Source organism: Bradyrhizobium vignae, assembly GCF_004114425.1.
Classification (GTDB): domain Bacteria; phylum Pseudomonadota; class Alphaproteobacteria; order Rhizobiales; family Xanthobacteraceae; genus Bradyrhizobium; species Bradyrhizobium vignae.
Map to the genome: position 1 here is coordinate 107,570 of NZ_RDQF01000014.1, position 18,546 is coordinate 126,115.

21 protein-coding genes are annotated in these 18,546 nt (G+C 61.9%); 5 read left to right on the plus strand and 16 right to left on the minus strand.

What is annotated here, in order from left to right:
* Positions 1-94: 94 nt before the first annotated feature.
* Positions 95-1,447: an oxygen-independent coproporphyrinogen III oxidase gene (gene hemN, locus EAV90_RS14640; RefSeq protein ID WP_129143747.1), complete on the plus strand. Its 1,353-nt coding sequence runs from the start codon at positions 95-97 to the stop codon at positions 1,445-1,447.
* Positions 1,448-1,545: 98 nt separating this feature from the next.
* Here hemN and EAV90_RS14645 read toward each other — a convergent pair whose 3' ends face one another.
* The 11 genes from EAV90_RS14645 to EAV90_RS14695 all read right to left on the minus strand — a co-directional run bounded on the left by EAV90_RS14645 (position 1,546) and on the right by EAV90_RS14695 (position 11,657).
* Positions 1,546-1,998, minus strand: coding sequence for a hypothetical protein (locus EAV90_RS14645; protein WP_129143748.1), 453 nt, complete (start codon positions 1,996-1,998; stop codon positions 1,546-1,548).
* A 65-nt stretch (positions 1,999-2,063) separates the two neighbouring features.
* Positions 2,064-2,273: a cbb3-type cytochrome oxidase assembly protein CcoS gene (gene ccoS, locus EAV90_RS14650; RefSeq protein WP_122405488.1), complete on the minus strand. Its 210-nt coding sequence runs from the start codon at positions 2,271-2,273 to the stop codon at positions 2,064-2,066.
* Positions 2,264-4,462, minus strand: a complete 2,199-nt coding sequence (locus tag EAV90_RS14655) for a cation-translocating P-type ATPase (protein WP_129143749.1) — start codon at positions 4,460-4,462, stop codon at positions 2,264-2,266. Before EAV90_RS14655 ends, ccoS begins: the two co-directional genes overlap by 10 nt.
* 11 nt (positions 4,463-4,473) lie before the next feature.
* Entirely contained in the window at positions 4,474-4,959 is a 486-nt protein-coding gene (locus EAV90_RS14660) for a FixH family protein (protein WP_129143750.1), read from the minus strand.
* A gap of 17 nt (positions 4,960-4,976) precedes the next feature.
* On the minus strand, positions 4,977-6,443 hold the full coding sequence (gene ccoG / locus EAV90_RS14665) for a cytochrome c oxidase accessory protein CcoG (protein WP_129143751.1): 1,467 nt from the start codon (positions 6,441-6,443) through the stop codon (positions 4,977-4,979).
* 109 nt (positions 6,444-6,552) lie between these two features.
* Positions 6,553-7,428, minus strand: a complete 876-nt coding sequence (gene ccoP / locus EAV90_RS14670) for a cytochrome-c oxidase, cbb3-type subunit III (protein ID WP_129143752.1) — start codon at positions 7,426-7,428, stop codon at positions 6,553-6,555.
* A gap of 5 nt (positions 7,429-7,433) precedes the next feature.
* Positions 7,434-7,598, minus strand: coding sequence for a cbb3-type cytochrome oxidase subunit 3 (locus EAV90_RS14675; RefSeq protein WP_129143753.1), 165 nt, complete (start codon positions 7,596-7,598; stop codon positions 7,434-7,436).
* A gap of 13 nt (positions 7,599-7,611) precedes the next feature.
* Positions 7,612-8,346 carry a cytochrome-c oxidase, cbb3-type subunit II gene (gene ccoO / locus EAV90_RS14680; RefSeq protein WP_129143754.1) on the minus strand — a complete coding sequence of 245 codons (735 nt, stop codon included), beginning with the start codon at positions 8,344-8,346 and terminating at the stop codon, positions 7,612-7,614.
* Positions 8,347-8,357: 11 nt separating this feature from the next.
* The gene (gene ccoN, locus EAV90_RS14685) at positions 8,358-10,007 is read right to left on the minus strand and encodes a cytochrome-c oxidase, cbb3-type subunit I (RefSeq protein ID WP_129143755.1); all 1,650 of its coding nucleotides are present in this window, start codon (positions 10,005-10,007) and stop codon (positions 8,358-8,360) included.
* Positions 10,008-10,362: 355 nt separating this feature from the next.
* A complete protein-coding gene (locus EAV90_RS14690; protein ID WP_129143756.1) occupies positions 10,363-10,788 on the minus strand; it encodes a CBS domain-containing protein in 426 nt (141 codons plus the stop codon).
* A gap of 35 nt (positions 10,789-10,823) precedes the next feature.
* Positions 10,824-11,657 carry a universal stress protein gene (locus EAV90_RS14695; protein ID WP_129143757.1) on the minus strand — a complete coding sequence of 278 codons (834 nt, stop codon included), beginning with the start codon at positions 11,655-11,657 and terminating at the stop codon, positions 10,824-10,826.
* A 204-nt stretch (positions 11,658-11,861) separates the two neighbouring features.
* Here EAV90_RS14695 and fixL point away from each other — a divergent pair, with 204 nt between their 5' ends.
* The 4 genes from fixL to EAV90_RS14715 all read left to right on the plus strand — a co-directional run bounded on the left by fixL (position 11,862) and on the right by EAV90_RS14715 (position 15,427).
* Complete coding sequence (gene fixL, locus EAV90_RS14700; RefSeq protein ID WP_129143758.1) at positions 11,862-13,379, plus strand: sensor protein FixL; 1,518 nt, start codon at positions 11,862-11,864, stop codon at positions 13,377-13,379.
* Between the two features lie 3 nt (positions 13,380-13,382).
* The gene (fixJ, locus tag EAV90_RS14705; RefSeq protein ID WP_129143759.1) at positions 13,383-14,000 is read left to right on the plus strand and encodes a response regulator FixJ; all 618 of its coding nucleotides are present in this window, start codon (positions 13,383-13,385) and stop codon (positions 13,998-14,000) included.
* 58 nt (positions 14,001-14,058) lie between these two features.
* Positions 14,059-14,493 carry a response regulator gene (locus tag EAV90_RS14710; RefSeq protein ID WP_129143760.1) on the plus strand — a complete coding sequence of 145 codons (435 nt, stop codon included), beginning with the start codon at positions 14,059-14,061 and terminating at the stop codon, positions 14,491-14,493.
* A gap of 232 nt (positions 14,494-14,725) precedes the next feature.
* Positions 14,726-15,427 carry a helix-turn-helix domain-containing protein gene (locus EAV90_RS14715; protein ID WP_164936941.1) on the plus strand — a complete coding sequence of 234 codons (702 nt, stop codon included), beginning with the start codon at positions 14,726-14,728 and terminating at the stop codon, positions 15,425-15,427.
* A 320-nt stretch (positions 15,428-15,747) separates the two neighbouring features.
* Here the strand turns inward: EAV90_RS14715 and fdxB are convergent, their stop codons facing one another.
* From fdxB to nifN, 5 genes are read right to left on the minus strand one after another with little or no spacing between them, the layout of a single operon-like run.
* Positions 15,748-16,044, minus strand: coding sequence for a ferredoxin III, nif-specific (gene fdxB / locus EAV90_RS14720; protein WP_122405502.1), 297 nt, complete (start codon positions 16,042-16,044; stop codon positions 15,748-15,750).
* Between the two features lie 11 nt (positions 16,045-16,055).
* A complete protein-coding gene (locus EAV90_RS14725; RefSeq protein ID WP_129143762.1) occupies positions 16,056-16,256 on the minus strand; it encodes a CCE_0567 family metalloprotein in 201 nt (66 codons plus the stop codon).
* Positions 16,253-16,729: a NifX-associated nitrogen fixation protein gene (locus EAV90_RS14730; RefSeq protein WP_129143763.1), complete on the minus strand. Its 477-nt coding sequence runs from the start codon at positions 16,727-16,729 to the stop codon at positions 16,253-16,255. Before EAV90_RS14730 ends, EAV90_RS14725 begins: the two co-directional genes overlap by 4 nt.
* 6 nt (positions 16,730-16,735) lie before the next feature.
* Entirely contained in the window at positions 16,736-17,131 is a 396-nt protein-coding gene (nifX, locus tag EAV90_RS14735; protein ID WP_129143764.1) for a nitrogen fixation protein NifX, read from the minus strand.
* A complete protein-coding gene (nifN, locus tag EAV90_RS14740) occupies positions 17,128-18,537 on the minus strand; it encodes a nitrogenase iron-molybdenum cofactor biosynthesis protein NifN (protein WP_129143765.1) in 1,410 nt (469 codons plus the stop codon). Before nifN ends, nifX begins: the two co-directional genes overlap by 4 nt.
* Positions 18,538-18,546: the final 9 nt, after the last annotated feature.

The window sequence follows — 18,546 nt, forward strand, 5'->3', positions numbered from 1 at the left end:
AAAACATAAAGTTCCAATACGGCAGTTGAATTGAGCCAGAGCAAGGTCGTCTGGGCACCGCTGCGTTAGCTAGTCCGGAGATGGAGGACCGCACATGCGACCCGACTTAGTGCAATCCTATGGCAACGACAGCCTCCCTCGGTATACGAGCTATCCAACCGCCCCGCACTTCTCGCCCGAGATTTGCGAAGTCGATTATCGAAAATGGCTCAAATCCGTGCCGCTCCAGCAGCCGGCTTCGCTTTACCTGCATGTGCCATTTTGCCGCTCGATGTGCTGGTACTGCGGATGCCATACCTTCGTAACGAAGCACGATGAGCCAATCGCCCTCTATGCCTCTGGTCTGCGCCGCGAGGCGCAGCTTACCGCTGAGGCGATCGGGCAGAGGCTGCCGGTCTCTCACATCCACTTTGGCGGCGGTACGCCGACCGTCATGCGACCGGAGACGTTCGCGGAACTGGTCGATCTCTTGCGGTCTTCGTTTCTCGTCCTTCCCGATGCCGAAATCGCCATCGAGATAGATCCTCGCACCCTGACTAAGCCGATGACGGAGGCCCTTGCCTCCTGCGGTGTCAACCGCGCGAGCCTGGGTGTTCAGAGCTTCGACCCAGCCGTCCAGCAGGCCATCAACCGGCATCAGACTTTCGATCAGACCGCGACCTCCGTCGAGCGGTTACGCCGGCAGAGCATCGGCCGGATCAACTTTGACCTTCTCTATGGCCTTCCCCTGCAGACGGTGGAATCCTGCCTGGATACCGTTCGCAAATGTCTCGAGCTGCGCCCTGATCGCTTTTCGGTCTTCGGCTACGCCCATGTTCCATCATTCAAGAAGCATCAGCGAACGATCTCCGATGACTGGCTCCCAGACAGTCTCGAGCGACACCTCCAGTCAGAGACCATTGCTCAAGCCTTACTTGATGCGGGGTACGCGCGCATCGGCCTCGATCACTTCGCGCTTGCCAACGACAGCCTTGTCGCCGCAGGCCGGAAAGGCAGATTGCGACGGAATTTCCAGGGTTACACCGACGACACCGCAGACACGCTCATCGGTCTCGGCACCAGCGCCATCGGCCGCATGCCTCAGGGCTTCGTGCAGAACGTCGTTCCCATACGCGATTATCTGGCCCGCATTGCCGAGGAACGCCTCGCCACGACGAAAGGCTACGTGCTTACCGACGAAGACCGATTCCGCGCCGCTATTATCGAGCGAATCATGTGCGATCTTGCGGTTGATCTCCGCCAAGTATCGCGTCTGCATGGCCGCGACCAGGAGTCCGCCGTAGTTGATCGCGCTCGGATTGATAGTCTCATCGCTCATGGCGCCGTGACAATGACCACGGACGGCCTATCAGTGAACGCCGGGGCAGAATTCTTGGTGAGGAGCGTGGCTTCGGCCTTCGACGCCCACCTTGTGCATTCCGCAGCCACTCACAGCCGTGCAGTCTAACCTCAGGGCTCCTCACGAGGCTCGCTACCATGAGACAATGGAAGAGGCTGGGCTCTTCCCGGCTGCCCTCACGCCCGCCAAGGCCATCGTCAAAGCAATCAGCAGCAGGCAGGCCTGCGAAGAAAGTCGACCGCCTGGGGTATTAGAGATTCCTTTCTGAGCGCATCGATCGTATAAGCGTTCGGGCAGTACTCTGGATATTGCAAAGCCGCCGTTCCTGCCCCCGTCTCACGATTGCATCGCGGCTTTGATGCACAAAGTGCGCACACCATTGTCAAGTCATGCAGCACGCCTGGCTGCTTGCGCGCAATCGACCTTTCATCAATCCCGAACACATCGAGTAGCCGTGACAATTCCTTGGCACCGTGCCGGCCATGAGCAATGAGGGCTTCGAGCTCAGCTCGCTGGACGCGAAGGTCGCGCTCAATGGACTCGATCTCGGAGGCACTGAGTGCACGGATGTCGGCGGATTCGCGAAATCGTTCGAACCAATCCGCAATCCTTCCCAACAACCAGCCCGCGATCGACGCTGATTTAGTGATCGATGTCATGGCAACCTCACGAAATTTAATAGACGCAATATTCTACCGCGGAGCGGCGCCTGCATTGCGCCAGGTCAAATGGGGCGCAGTTCACCACCGCCAGCTGCTGTCGAACGGACCTTGGGCTGGAGCGATGGCGACTCAATAGCGTCCTCAGCAATCGCGCGCCAAGCGGCCCCGTCGAGATCGTCAAACTGACCACTCTTCAACGACCATAGGAATGCCAGTAGCCCGATCACGCCAAGCAGCAATGCCAGCGGGACGAGGAACACGATCACTTCCATAGCTCATTCTCCCGTCGCAGACGGCGTCCGCGTAGCGAATTCAGCATGACCAGGATCGATGAGCTGCTCATCGCTGCCGCCGCAATCAACGGCGTGAGAATCCCGCTGATCGCGACCGGAACGGCCAGGACGTTGTAGCCGATCGCGAGCCAGAGATTTTGCCGCATCAAATGCAGGGCCTTGTGCGAGGCATCAATGGCTGCAACGACCGGGACCAAGGGACGGCCCAGGAAGACGAGATCGGCCGTGGCCTGGCTCAGATGTGCGGCCGAGATCGGCGACATCGAGACATGGGCCGCGGCGAGCGAGGGCGCATCATTCATGCCGTCGCCGACCATCAGCACCTTTGCGCCGCGTTGCTTCAGCTGCTCGATCCGCGCGATCTTGTCGGCCGGCGTTACGCCGGCGCGCCATTCCGGGATACCAAGCGCATCGGCCGCCGCCCGCACCGCCGGCTCGCGGTCGCCGGAGAGGATCTCGACCCCGATATTGCGTGCCTTCAGTGCTGCGATGACGGGCTTCGCGTCCGGGCGCAGGCCCTGGCGCACCAAAACGATGAACTTCTCGCCGCCCTTGGCGAAGGCGACGATGGAGGCTTCGGGATCAACGGTGCGCTTGTCGAGGAGCGCATCCGTGCCGCAGAAGGACGGGCGGCCGAGACGAAGGTCCTGGCCGTCGAGCGTCACACTAACGCCCTGTCCCGCCTCTTCCACGGCACCGACGATCGGCGAAACGGCGCCGGCGGCCTGCGCGATCGCGGCCGCCACGGGGTGATGGCTCGACAGCGCGAGCCGACCGGCAAGTGCGAAACTCTCTGCGGGAATCTCGGCCGCGTTCATCACTTCGAGATCGGGCAGCGTCAGCGTCCCTGTTTTGTCGAAGATGACGTGGTCGGCGTCCGCCAGCCGCTCGATGGCATCGCCCGAATTGAGCAGCACGCCCGCTTTGAACATCGCACCCGAGGCCACGGTCTGGACCGTCGGAATGGCAAGGCCGAGTGCACAGGGACAGGTGATGATCAGGACGGCAATGCCGGTGACGATGGCATCGTGCCAGCTCGCACCAAGAGCGACCCAGCCGAGTATGGTCAGGAGCGCGGTCGCATGCACCACCGGCGCATAGAGCCGCGAGGCCCGGTCGGCGAGCCGCATGTAGCGCGAGCGGGCCTGGAGTGCGTTTTCGAGCAGCCGCGTGATCTCCGCGAGCAGCGTCGCCTCCGAGGCCGCCGAAACCCGCACCCGTAACGTGCCGGAGATGTTCATCGACCCGGCATAAACCGGCGTGCCCTGCTCGGCCGTCACGTAGAGCGTTTCGCCGGTGATCAGGCTCTGGTCGATCTCGGAACGGCCCTCGATCACGGTCCCATCCACCGCACAGCGCTCGCCGGGGCGCAGCAGCACGATCTCGCCAGGACGGATCGCCGCGACCGGCACCTGCGAGATCTCGTCGGAGCCGACAAACTTGGCCGCGGTCTCCGCCTTGAGGGCGGCGAGATTACCGGCGACCGCGCGGGTCCGCCGCCGCATGTTCTGGTCGAGGAAACGGCCGACCAGGAGGAAGGTGAGCAGCATGATCGCCGCATCGAAATAGGCGTGCTCGGCGTGATGGACGGTCTCGACCAGGGACATGCCGAGCGCAAGGATCACTCCGATCGAGATCGGCACGTCCATGTTGGTGGTCCTGGCCGACAGCGCGCGCCAGGCCGAACGGAAGAACGGCTGGCCGGCATACGCCGCGGCGGGTAATGCGATCAGCGCCGACAGCCAGTGGAAGAAGTCGCGCTGCTCGGGCAGCATGTCCGAGACATTGCCCGACCACACAGGGATCGAGAGCATCATCACATTCATGGTGGCGAACGCCGCGACGCCGAGGCAGCGCAGCAGAAAGCGGGATTCGGCGACCTCGCTCGCTTCTGCACTCTCGGTCTCGTAAGGATAGGCCTTGTAGCCGAGCTCCTCGAGGCGATCGATGAAGTGCGCGGGATCGAGCGTGCCGGCCTTCCACTCCAGCGCAACACGGCGATCGGTGAGATTGACGCGTGCGAGCGTGACATCAGGCATAGCCGCTAAGCCGCGCTCGATCTTCGCCATGCAGCCGGCGCAGTGAACGCCTTCGACAGCGAGGTCGATGTGCTGGACGCCCTCGCCCGCGCTGCGGACATAGTGCGAGAAATCCCGCGTGACGTGCATGACAATGTCCCTCAGTTCAGGATCACGCGGTTGCGCGACAGGAAGACGCGCTGTCCCCGCGCCTCAGCTTCGATCACGAGGTCCCACTGCCCCGGCGCGACCGCCGCAGCATTGCCGCGATAGAGCCCGATGCCTGCTTCGCTGAGCTCGACCGACAGATCAGCCCGCTTGTCGGTCGGCCGCTCCAGGCGTCCGGCGAATTTCAATCCGGTCATCGGCTGTCCCGCGGCATCGCGCGGCTCGAGCTGGATCATGGCGCCGCCGTCGGCGCGCCGCTCAATATGGGCGTTGACCTGCCAGTTTCGTGCGGCCTGGTCGTGCGCCGCCGAAATCTCGCGGTCATAGGTCAGTCCTGCGGCATAGGGGCTGTCGACATCGGTGCCGGGCAGCGTTGCGATCGCGAGCTTCATCATGGTGACATTCACGCCGATCACGACGCCGAAGAAGGCGACGAGCATCAGGAAGACCTTGGTTCCGGTCAGCGGATTGGATGCCATGGTAGATCTCCTGAGCCTCAAGGCGAGACGAAGTTGTCGGTCGTGCTCGCCGCCACGCCAAGCCCGATATCCATGACGTGGAAATGGACGGGAATCGACTTCTCCGGATTGTTCTCCGCTGGTGCAGTGACGAGCAGCCGCAGCTCGCTGGTCGTGTCGCGCGGGATCACGATCATCGGCCTGTCGGGGGTCACGGAATCGACACCGACGACGTGGACGGTCGCGTTGACAGGCCCGTTCGCGTCGATCGCGATGACGCGGTCATAGCCGCTCTTGTTGAGCAGCCGCACGGTGTAGGCGTTGCGGATCGAGCCGTCGCTGAGCTTGACCGCGACCGGATTGCGATCGTGCAGCACGTTGATGTCGAGCAGCCTGCGGGTCGCCAGCGTGTAGATCATGAAGCCGCCGACGACCGCGATGATCGCGCCGTAGACGATGGTGCGGGCCCGGACGATGCGGTAGATCGGCGCCTTGCCTTCCTGGCGGCGATGGATGTTGATGTCGTTATCGTAGCCGATCAGCCGCTTCGGCCGGCCGATCTTGCTCATCACGTTGTCGCAGGCGTCGATGCAGAGGCCGCACTGGATGCATTCCATCTGCGGTCCGTTGCGGATGTCGATGCCGGTCGGGCAAACCGCGACGCACTGATAGCAATCGACGCAATCGCCGACCTGCTGGCCGAGCGCGCGAAGTTCGGCGGCCTTCTTGACCGAGGTGCGCTTCTCGCCGCGATCGTAGCGATAGGTGACGTTGAGCGCCCATTCGTCGGTGAGCGCAGCTTGAATCCGCGGCCACGGGCACATATAGGTGCAGACCTGCTCGCGCATGTAGCCGGCGAGCAGATAGGTCGTTGCTGTGAGGATGCCGATCCAGATATAGGCGATCATCGGCCCCTGAAAGGTGACGAGCTCCTTCACCAGCGTCGGCGCGTCGTTGAAGTAAAGCACCCAGGCGCCGCCGGTCCACCAGGCGATCAGCAGCCAGATTGAATGCTTGAGCACGATCTCGGAGATGCGCTCGAGCTTCATCGGATCAGTCGAGGCATCCTTCTTCATGCGCTCGCGCCGGTCGCCTTCGATCAGACGCTCGACTGCATAGAACAAATCGGTCCACACCGTCTGCGGGCACAGATAGCCGCACCAGATCCGGCCGCCGATGGAGTTCATCAGGAACAGTGCCACCGCGGCAACGATCAACAGGCCAGTGAAGTAGTAGACCTCCTGCGGCCACAGCTCGATGAAGAAAAAGTAGAAGCGGCTGTTGGGAAGGTCGATCAGCACCGCCTGGCTGGGCGCGCCGAGGCCGCGATTCCAGCGCACGAAGGGCAGGAAATAGTAGACGCTGAGGCAGAACGCCATCAGGCCCCATCTGATCCGGCGGAAGGTGCCGGAGACGCTCTGGGGATAGACCTTTTTGCGGGCTGCGTAGAGTGGCCCGTTGTCGTTACCCGATATGACGTCTTTGGGGTTCACGGTCTTGTTCATCGCCAACGGCTTTCGAGAGGTGCGATTGAACCTAGACCGGACATCGTCGCGCCAGTTGATCCAGCGCAAACGGAGGCACTTTTGTTCGCCTCCGTTTGCGGCCGGTCCGCTATTTTCCGCCACCGAGCGAGTGGACGTACACGGCCATCGCCTTGATGGTGGCGAGATCGAGCCGCCCTTCCCAGGCCGGCATGACACCGGCGCGGCCCTGGCTGATGGTCTCGATCAAGATCGCCTCGTCCGAGCCGTAGAGCCAGATCTTGTCAGTCAGATCAGGTGCGCCCAGCTCCTGGTTGCCCTTGCCGCCATCGCCATGACAGGCGACGCAGTTCTCGGCGAAGATCTTCTGGCCCCTGGCGGGGTCGTATCCCGTCCGCATCGAGAGGCCCGACAGCGCCCGGACGTAATTTGCGACCGTGACGATCTCGTCCGGCTTGAGCACGCCGTCCTTGCCGAAGGCGAGCATCTGGCCTTCATGGGCCTTGGCGTGACCGGAACGCGCGCCGAACTGGATGGTCTGCATGATCTGGTCGAGCGTGCCGCCCCACAGCCAGTCGTCGTCGTTCAGGTTCGGGTACCCCTTGGCGCCGGCCGCGCCGGAGCCGTGACAGGGCGCACAATTATCGCCGAATACGGTCTTACCCTTGGCGCGGGCGAGCGCCAGCAGGGCCGGATCCTTCTCGATGTCGGCGAGCGAGGCCGCGCCCAGCGCCACCATCTTGTCGCCGCGGATCTTCTCGAGATTGGCGAGCTCGACGGCGACGTCGGCGCGCGAGGAGTAGCCGAACACGCCGGTCGTGTTGCTGGAGATCAGCGGCCAGGCCGGATAGACGATCCAGTAACCGATCGCCCAGAAGATGGTGAGATAGAAGGTGATCACCCACCAGCGCGGCAGCGGCGTGTTGAGCTCCTTGATGCCGTCCCATTCGTGTCCGGTCGTGGACTTGCCGGAGAGGGAATCGATGTCGCTATGATGATCGGTCATGGTCTCTACTCCTCCCGCAACGGCAGGCGTGCCGCCTCGTCGAACGTAGCCTTGTTACGGGGCCAGAATGCGTAGGCGATGATCGCGAGAAAGATCACGACGAACACCGGCGTCCAGATCGTGGTCACCAGACCGGACGCGAGATTGTCGAGTGTCAGGATGGCTTTCATCGTTGATGCCTTCTCAGCGAAGATTGACTTTCTCGTTGTAGATCTTGAAATCGACCAGCGTGCCGAGCATCTGCAGGTACGCGATCAGCGCGTCCATCTCGGTCGGTGTGCCAGGCTTGCCGTCGAAATTGCGCACGACAGCCTTGACGTAGCGCTTGCTGAAGGCATCCGCGCCGGAATTGTCGGGATCGGCCTGGGCCTTCAGATCGGCGCCAGCGTTGGCGATCTGGTCGTCGGTATACGGCACGCCCACCGTACGCAGCGTACGCATGTGGTCGGCGATGGCGTCAGGGTCGACCTCACTGGCGCTGAGGAACGGATAGCCGGGCATCACCGACTGCGGCACGATCGCGCGCGGATTGGTCAGATGGGTCACGTGCCAGTCGTCGGAATATTTGGCGCCGACGCGGGCAAGGTCCGGCCCCGTGCGCTTTGAGCCCCACTGGAACGGGTGGTCGTACATGCTCTCGGCCGCGATCGAGAAATGGCCGTAACGCTCGACCTCGTCGCGCAGCGGCCGGATCATCTGCGAATGGCAGAGATAGCAGCCTTCGCGGACGTAGACGTTGCGGCCGGCGAGCTCCAGCGGCGTGTAGGGCCTCACCCCGTCGACCTTCTCGATCGTGCTCTTGAGGTAGAACAACGGGGTGATCTCGACGAGACCGCCGATCGCGATCACCAGCAGGATGCCGACGACCAGGATGATCGAGTTCTTCTCAAAGACTTGGTGGCGCGTCCAGAACGACATTGTCTTGCTCCTCACTCCGCCGGCTGAAGAGCGACGGGCATCTGGACTTCCTGCTCGCCGACGCGAACCGTCATCCAGAGATTGTAGGCCATAATCAGCGAGCCGATCAGGAACAGCGCGCCGCCGGCGGCACGGATGATGTAGAAGGGATGCATCGCCTCGACGGTCTCGATGAAGGAATATTCGAGGAAGCCGAGCGAGGTGTAAGCGCGCCACATCAGGCCCTGGAGGATGCCGGACACCCACATCGCCGAGATGTAGAGCACGATGCCGAGGGTCGCGATCCAGAAGTGCCAATTGACGAGCTTCAGGCTGTAGAGCCCCTTGCGATTCCAGGCCCACGGCACCAGGCAGTACAGCGCGCCGAAGGAGACGAAGCCGACCCAGCCGAGCGCGCCGGAATGCACGTGGCCGATGGTCCAGTCGGTGTAGTGGCTGAGCGAGTTGACCACCTTGATTGACATCATCGGGCCTTCGAAGGTCGACATGCCGTAGAAGGCGACGGAGACGACCAGCATGCGCAGCACGGGGTCAGTGCGCAGCTTGTCCCAGGCGCCCGACAGCGTCATCAGGCCGTTGATCATGCCGCCCCAGGAGGGCATCCACAGCATCACCGAGAAGGTCATGCCGAGCGTCTGCGTCCAGTCAGGCAGAGCGGTGTAGTGCAGATGGTGCGGACCGGCCCAGATGTAGAGGAAGATCAGCGCCCAGAAGTGGATGATCGAGAGGCGGTAGGAATAGATCGGCCGCTCGGCGCGCTTGGGGATGAAATAGTACATGATCGCGAGGAAGCCGGCGGTCAGGAAGAATCCCACCGCGTTGTGGCCGTACCACCACTGGAACATGGCGTCCTGGATGCCGCCCCAGGCGACGTAGGACTTCGAGCCGAACACCGAGACGGGCAGCGGCAGATTGTTGCCGAGATGCAGGACCGCGATCGTCACGATGAAGGCGAGGAAGAACCAGTTCGCGACGAAGATGTGCGGTTCCTGGCGCTTGATGACGGTGACGAGGAAGACGAGCAGATAGACAACCCAGACGATGGTCAGCCACAAGTCCGAGTACCATTCGGGCTCGGCGTATTCCTTGCCTTGCGTGACGCCGAGCAGATAGCCGGTACCGGCGATTAGGATGAAAAAGTTGTAGCCGAGCACGACGAACCAGGGGGCGAGCTCGCCGGCGAGGCGCACGCGGCACGACTTCTGCACCACATAGAACGAGGTCGCGATCAGCACGTTGCCGCCGAAGGCGAAGATCACCGCCGAGGTGTGCAGCGGCCGCAGCCGGCCGAACTGGATCCAGGGCAGGTCGAAGTTGAGCGCTGGCCAGGCCAGCTCCGAGGCGATGATGAGACCGACCAGGAAGCCGGCAATGCCCCAGAACATCGCCATGAAAGACGAGAACTTGATCGGGCCCATATTATAGTTGGGCCGACCGTTGATCTCCGCCGGCGGCAGCGCCGCCGGGCGATCGAAGTAACGGTTGATGATGCAGAACACCGCCGCCGCGCTCGCCGCAGCGCCAAGCGCGGCGTGGAAGGCGAAGGGCGCATCGAGCGCCTTGGCCGAGGCGACCACGCAGAGGAAAGCCGTGACCGCAAATACGAGCGCCAATCCGCTTTCACCGATGGTCATGGATTTGGAGATGGAGGGCTGGCTCATGCGGATTCTCTCTGAAAGAACACAGCACCAGAAACCACGTTCGCCTTCGCGGGGAATTGATTGAAATCAAGATGGATGGATTTCTGTTAATGTGAGGCCGATGCGTCACGACTTGAAATGCCCTTGTTCCTTTGTGCGCAGGGCGATCGCACATGGTCCGTATGCGGCCTGAACGCGCGCCTCGTCCTTCGAGACGACCGCCGCGCGTCTCCTCAGGATGAGGCTCAGCGCCGTCTTGCGCGCTCTTGAAAGTTCCGACGCGTACTCCACCGTCATGCTGAGGGCCGCCAAGCCGGGCGTTTCGAAGGATGCGCTGGAGTCCGCAACAAAGGGAATAGCCCGATCTGCGTCCCTATCAGTCGCTCGCCGTCGCCTTGAGCGCTGCGATGACGTCCTCCCGGGCGATGATGCCGACCAGATTCTGCGCGGCATTCAGCACGATGATGCTCCGGATGCGGTGCTCGACCATGATCTGGAGCACGCGAGTCAGACGCGTGTCGGGGCTGACATAGATGAACTCTGGCGTCATGACGTCGCCGACCTTGCGGCCCATCAGCTCGTGATAGCGCGGCAGCATCTGGGCCGACGTGAAGGCGAAGCACTTGAGGATGTCGAACTTGGTGACGATGCCGACGACCTGCCCGTCGTCCTCGACCGGGTATGAGTTAAAATCGTCGCGTTCGAACATCTCGCTGAGCGCGAGCATGTCGAGGTCGCGCCTCACCGTCGCGACGTCGCGCGTCATGTAGCCGTCGACGGTCTGTTCCAGAAATTTGTACACGGCGCGTCCTCCTCGATGACCTTTGCGGCCGGCCGTCAGTGCGACAGCAGCACGCTCCGCGCGGATTGCGTGACCAGATGCTGGGTGACGCCGCCAAGGATCAGTTCGCGAAATCTCGAATGACCATAGGCGCCCGCGATGATCAGGCCGGCACCGAGGTCACCGGCGACTCTCTCCAACTGCGCGGCGGCGGATTCGTTCGGCGCGCCCTCGCAGATGCGCGCCGTCGCGGTGATGCCGTGACGGGCGAGCCAGTCGGCAACGTCGGTGACGCCGGCGATCGCGACCGAGCGATCGTCGCCCTGCTCCGGAATCATGGCAATGGTGACGTCTCTCGCCTTGCGCAACAGCGGCAGCGCGTCGGCCACCGCGCGCCGTGCCTCTGGCGTGTCTTTCCACGCCACCAGGACGTTGCGCAGGTCGAGCCAGTTGACGGTGTCGGGAACGACGAGAAGCGGACGACCGACCTGCATGACGAGGTCCTTGGGACTTGCGCGCGCGAAGGCGTCGGAGAAGGCCGGGCTGCGTGCGCCGCTGACGACGATGTCGGCACAGCGCGCCTGCGCCAGCACGAACCGCGCCGGAAAATCCAGTGCGCTGCGCCACTGCGCATGTCCGCCGCGATTCTTCGTGGCGGCCCGGAACTCCGCTTCCAGCCCGGCCAGACGCCGCTTGATGGACGCTTCGCCTTCATCAATCAGCCCCTGCGCCTCGGCGCTGTCCGTGAAATAGAGCGGCGGAGCGAACTGCGCGGCTGCAACGCCGACAATGGCGGCTTCGAATCGTTCAGCGAGCTCGCCCGCGACCTCTAGACGCGGCTCGTTGGGCTGATCGAGCGCCAGGCTGACCATCACGGTCGCGTATGTCATCGGGATGCTCCGAAAAGGCAATGACCGCGGCGAAATCTAGCCGCGTTGGCGCCCGGCGGGATGAGATAGATCAAATCGCCGGGCGGCGTGTCGCGGGCATCGCCAATGGAAACAGACATCGGAACTTGCCTCCGGCCCGGCCTTGGGCGAAATTGCCGCCAGGGTTGCGGCGCCATGCCCGCCGCACGGAAATGGGAGCCCCGGTTGCCGTCGATCCGAGTCACGCATCCGCCGGACGATAGCCGCGGTGAGCATTTCCGGGTCCGGATCGAAGGGTTCGGCGTCGGCACCTGGGATTTCGACCTGGCCACGCGGGATTTGGAATGGTCTGATACTGCGCGGACCCTGCTCGGTGTCGCGGAAGGCGAACAGCCGAGCTATGAGTCGTTCCTGTCACACATCGAACCCGAAGACCGCGCACGCGTCGAGAGCGCGATCAGGCGCGTCTCCGAACGCGGCGGCGGCCTCGACGTCTCGTTCAAGGTGGCTGGCGCCTCCCGCGCGGGACAGTGGATCCGCGCCCGGGCCGCCGTGATCCGGGACGAGACCGGCACCGCCCGCCATCTGAGCGGGATATTCCTTGACGTCAACGAGGAGAAGCATCTCGAGGCGGCCCTGCGCGCCCAGGAGAATCACCTGCGCTCGATTCTCGAAACGGTGCCGGACGCCATGATCGTCATCGATTCGCGCGGCATCATGGAGCTGTTCAGCAGCGCAGCCGAGCGATTGTTCGGCTACAGCAAGCAGGAAGCCATCGGCCAGAACGTCAGCATCCTGATGCCGGAGCCTGACAAGTCACGTCACGACGGCTATCTGGAGCGCTATCTCAAGACCAATGACCCGCACATCATCGGCATAGGCCGCATCGTGACCGGCAAGCGCCGCGACGGCACGACCTTTCCGATGCACCTTTCGGTCGGGCAGACGCAGCGCGGCGGTGAGCTTTATTTCACCGGCTTCGTCCGCGACCTCACCGAGCATCAGCAGACCCAGGCCCGGCTCCAGGAATTGCAGTCCGAGCTCGTCCATGTCTCGCGGCTGACCGCGATGGGCGAAATGGCCTCTGCCCTGGCGCATGAGCTGAACCAGCCGCTGGCGGCGATCAGCAATTACATGAAGGGATCGCGACGCCTCCTGGCCGGAAGCCAGGACCCGAACACGCCGAAGATCGAGAGTGCATTGGACCGCGCCGCCGAGCAGGCCTTGCGCGCCGGCCAGATCATCCGACGCCTGCGCGACTTCGTCTCTCGCGGCGAATCCGAGAAGCGGGTCGAAAGCCTCTCCAAGCTGATCGAGGAAGCCGGCGCGCTCGGACTTGCGGGCGCGCGCGAACAGAACGTGCAGCTCCGCTTCATCATCGATCGGAGCGCTGATCTCGTCCTCGCCGACCGAGTACAGATCCAGCAGGTGCTTGTCAATCTATTCCGCAACGCGCTGGAAGCGATGGGGCAGTCTCAGCGACGAGAGCTCGTCGTCACCAATCGGCGCGTTGGTAACGAGATGATCGAGGTGGAAGTGTCGGATACCGGCTCCGGCTTCAGGGACGATGTCATTCCAAACCTGTTTCAGACCTTCTTCACCACCAAAGAGACCGGCATGGGTGTGGGATTGTCGATCAGCCGCTCGATCATCGAGGCTCACGGCGGCCGCATGGTCGCCGAAAGCAACGCATCGGGCGGCGCAACATTCCGCTTCACCTTGCCGACAGCCGACGAGACCTGAGCCATGACGAACAAGGGACATGTTTACGTCATCGACGACGACGCGGCGATCCGGGATTCGCTGAATTTCCTGCTGGATGCCGCCGGCTTCGGCGTCACGCTGTTCGACAATGCGCAGAGCTTCATCGATGCCCTGCCCGGCCTCGGCTTCGGCTGCGTCATCTCCGACGTGCGCATGCCGGGTCTCGACGGGATCGAGCTGTTGAAGCGGATGAAGGCGCAGCAAAGCCCGTTCCCGATCCTGATCATGACCGGTCATGGCGACGTGCCGCTCGCGGTCGAGGCGATGAAGCTAGGGGCTGTCGACTTCTTGGAAAAACCGTTCGAGGACGACCGACTCACCGCGATGATCGAGACCGCCATCCGCCAGGCCGAGCCGGCCGCCAAGAACGACGCCATCGCGCAGGACATCGCCGCCCGTGTTGCCTCCTTAAGCCCGCGGGAGCGCCAAGTGATGGAAGGCTTGGTCGCGGGTCTCTCGAACAAGCTGATCGCCCGCGACTATGATATCAGCCCGCGGACCATCGAGGTCTACCGGGCCAATGTGATGACCAAGATGCAGGCGGGCAGCTTGTCGGAACTGGTGCGACTCGCCATGCGCGCCGGGATCGTCAAGGATTGAGGCAAACCGTCTTGAGGCAGGTCAACACGGGCTCATTCTCGTGTGCTATCCAACCAGAATGAGCGAGATCGGTTCCCATCGTGATCAGCTGCCAATAGCGTCACCCGGACAGCCGGTTGTCTACGTAGTCGACGACGATGATGCCGTGCTCCGATCGCTGCGCTTCCTATTGGAGACCGACGGCTTCGCGGTGCGAACTTTCCGGAACGCCACGGCGCTGCTCAGCGCTATGAACAAGCCTGGCGCTGACTGCTACGTGATCGACTACAAGATGCCCGATATCAACGGCATTGAGCTCGCCGCCCGGCTGCGCCAGTCGCACGGCGAGACCCCGGTGATCCTGATCACGGGCTATCCGGATGAAAATATCTCGCCTCGGGCGGCCGCCGCCGGCGTCACAGACGTGATCTTGAAGCCGCTTCTGGAGGAAAACCTGGTCAAGCGCATTCGCCACGCGATCCAGAGCAGACGTGGAAACTCGGTGCGGCGCTAGACCGCGCTCCCTGTGCGGCGAACCTCGCTGGGGGATCGCACAAATTAAGACCGGTTCGCGCAGGCAACATTCCAAGTTGGGGATGCAATCTCGTCGCCCTCGAGCGGTATCTGACCCTGCAAGTGACGCCTACGGAGTTCTACGTAAGGGTACGCCCTTAAGATATCACGCGAAATTTTCAACTGACTCGGCACGGCGTAAGAAATCCGTCATCACAACGGAGATGGCGCAGATGCTGACCCAAACGATCAATACCCAGGCAATCAACACGCAAGTTCGTGGCAAGATTGGCTCGGCACTTCCCGCATCTGACCAGTTTGTCGCCATCGCCGGCCATGTCGGACTGGTCGCCACCGAATTGTCGTACCGCAAGGAGGAGGAGATCTATGGTGAGGACGAGCCGGCCGAATACGTCTACCAGGTCGTGTCAGGTGCGGTCCGCACTTACAAGCTCCTCTCAGACGGCCGCCGCCAGATCGGCGCCTTCCACCTCCCCGGCGACGTGTTCGGCCTCGAATCCGGCGCCAGCCACCGCCTTACCGCTGAAGCCATCATCGAGACCAATGTGCGCGTGGTAAATCGCGCGAGCCTGGAGAAGGTCGCCGGCATCGACGTGCACGTTGCCCGCAAGCTCTGGGCCATGACCTCCGGCCAGCTGCGCCACGCTGAAGACCACATGCTGCTGCTGGGACGCAAGACCGCGATGGAGCGGGTCGCAACCTTCTTGCTCGAAATGGATCGTCGCCTTGCAGTAGCCGGCATGATGGCACTGCCGATGTGCCGCCGCGACATCGGAGACTATCTGGGCCTCACGCTCGAAACCGTCTCGCGCGCGCTCTCGCAGCTTCACTCACAGGGCATTCTCGGCTTTTCCGGCGCACGGCAGATCGAGCTTCGCAACCGGCAGCGCCTGCGCAATATCGACGCCTTGTAGTGGCTACCTGCCTTTGAACTATGCTCTTCAGATTCCATCGTGACGGGCACTTCGATCCACTTGGTCCTGCGCTAGACGCAGCTCGCCTTCTACGAATAGGCGCATCTTGGAGACGAGTGGTTTGTGAGCAACGCCTATTGTATCGGCATAGCATAGCCGACGCCCAACCATCACCGGGCAATGCTTGCGCTTTAGTTATTCGATGTCTAATCGAGACCGCTCTGAACGCGCCGTCCTCACGTTGAGTTCACCTGATCAAAATGGCATCTTTCCTCACCTATATCTTATCTCGCCTGCCGCGACAGGACGAGTGCGTTCGCTCACGCTGCTTCCGGTACGGCTGAAGCGTGAGTCTGGCAGTTGGCCGGGCAAACCCTGGCGCATGCACCGCACCCAATGCAAGCACCTTGATCATTGAGAACCATAGTCTTCTTTTCGATCTCATCGTCGTCGTCATCGAGGTTGACAAATTCACCATCCTCGCTGATTCCTTTCAAAGTCATGACATCTCGGCCGCACACTTTGAAACAGCGGCCACAGCCGATGCACTTCTTGGCATCGATCGAGGTCAGGTATTGTGGCGTCCAGTCGCGTCCGTCTCGTGTTTGAAACGACATGCATTGCCCCTTTAAGTATTTTCCAGCGCCTTCAAGTCGAGGCTCTTGCGCTCAAGTTCGGCATAAGCATCGTACGCCTTCTGCGCCACCACCATGATCGAGGTCCAGTTGATGGGCAATTCTTCCGAAAGGTCGTGCAGATCCATCTTGGCCTGCGTCGCCTTGGCGGACACTTTCCTTAGTTCGGCCTTCAGTGTTTCACGATCGTTCATGAGTATCCCCAATGGTTCGCCACGTCCGGAAATTTCCGAATCAGGGCGATTCCGTCGCTGACATATTTGTCGCCCGCCTCTGCGAGCTTTGCCAAGTTATCGAAACCGAAGCGATGTCCATCCCGAAGCTGCTTGTTTACGACGATCAGACGCCCGGAGATCAGCACCACGCGGCCCACGCCTTCATATTGCAGGTTTAGAATCGGCTGGGTCAACACGCCGGTCGCCCTCTCGATCGAGAGGGCGACCGCATGGAAGAACAGCTCGAGGCGCCGCAGCGTATCGGGATCAGGATCACCGATAATCGGCAATGCGCGCCCCTTCTCTCCGTCCAGAATATAGGGTTCGAGCAGATCTCGATCGCTCTTCGCCTTCAAGGCTCCATTGGTACCGTGAACGCGCCAAATCTTAATTAACTCCTTTAGGAACGGCGCGTCGACGGCGCTGCCTTTCTGCTCTCGTTTTGTGGTCATATCACCTCATTCGTCGAACTCGAACGTACGCCGTCGGTCCTTTGCCATAGCCTTGCGTAGCCAGGGAGGTGGCGTGCCCTTCAGGACGCGCTCGAGTTTTTCGAGCAACACCAGAATGCTTTCGGGCTTATTCACCTTGATAGGATGGATCTTGTTGGCCACCACTCGCGCAGCCCCGGCACCGCCAATGGCAGCGACGTAAAGAATCGCGCAATCCTTGATCGCCTCGATTTTCGGCGCCAACTTATCGTCGTTGCCGTCTTCCTTAAGGTCGCCCTCAAACTCAATCGCTTTGAGAAACACGTGCCCGCCAGGGGCGACATCGTAAATCGCGATATTCTTTGCCCAACCAAAATGGGCATCGACTCGTCTCAGATCTTGAGTGGCAAACGCGACCTTCATGCAATTGACCTCCCGGCCGCGCCGGTGGAGCTGCGATTGCCTGAGCATCGCGGCAGTCCGGCCGCAGTCCGCCATGTATCGGGCGTAGGCTGATCGTTCTCCTCGCGGTGCGCGATCACGAGGTTGGCGATCTCGAAGATCAGATTGCGGGTACCACGATAGCCCACGGACAGTTGGTGTCCCGCACCAAGTCGATCGAACATCGGAAAACCCGTACGATAGAAGGGCAATTTCAGTCGAGCCGCCGCTTGCCTGCCATGCGAATGGGTGATCAGCAGATCGCAATGGTTTGTCTTGGCAAGCGCTTCCAGATCCTCGAGATCGCCGATGAGTACCTCCTTGGTCTTGATCCGCTCGATCACCTCCGACTGAGTGGTCGTCACGGCCGCGGTCACCTGCGCGCCCATGTCATGCAGCATGCCGGACAGATCGAACAGAAGATCTGGCTCGGCGCCGATAGCAATTTTGCGACCGCCAACATGGAAGTGCGCATCCAGCATTGCATCGGCGAGTTGACCGCGCTGACGCCGATATTTCAAGGGTATGGGGCGGCCGCTGATCTCGCTCAAGAACATCATGAATTCGTCGTTCGGACCAAGACCACACAGCCGCTCGAACACACGAAAAGGCACGCCGGTCTTGACCTGCATGACCTCTGCCGCACGCTGCATCTGCGCCCCGATTGCAATCGTCCATCCGGCGCGGCCCATGCTCGCAATTTCGTCGACGCCGATGCCGCCGATGGTCGTTGGCGTAAACTCATCGGGGATATGCCCATCGAGCGATCCCGCCAGGTCAGGCAGGAAGGACGGGCACAAGCCAAAATCCTCCACTATGACGCGGAGTTCATCAAGATCGCCGGGCGTGAGGTGACATCCCGGCAGAACATTCACTTTCGATGGATCCCGCAGCCCATTGGCGCCGGGCCCTTCCACCAGCACGTCCACAATGCGCTCCACAGCCTTCTCCCAGCCGTCCTGGAACGCGCCCTTGAAATCAGGCGTCGAGACATAGACCAGTGGCAAGTTTGCGAGTTGCGGATGCTTGCCCCGGATTAGCTTGAGGTAGGCATCCACATCGTCGCCGTTGGTCTCAGTGACACCGGTCGAGCAGATTCCGACGATCTTTGGCTTGGCACGGCTGTAGATGTTCAGTATCGCCTGCTCAAGATTCTCATAACCGCCGAGCACGGTCGCGACCTCGCTCATCGCGGTGGTCTGCAGCGGTACTGCCTCTTTGAAATGCCGGACAAAGAGCGTGAGCCCGAAGGATGTGCATCCCTGGGAGCCGTGCAGAAGCGGCATCGCCCCACGCAGGCCCATGAAGGCGAATGCGCCACCGATCGGCTGACTCATCTTCAGCGGGTTGACAGCGCAGGCTTTCGTCGGCGCCGTGACAATGGCCATGACGCCTCC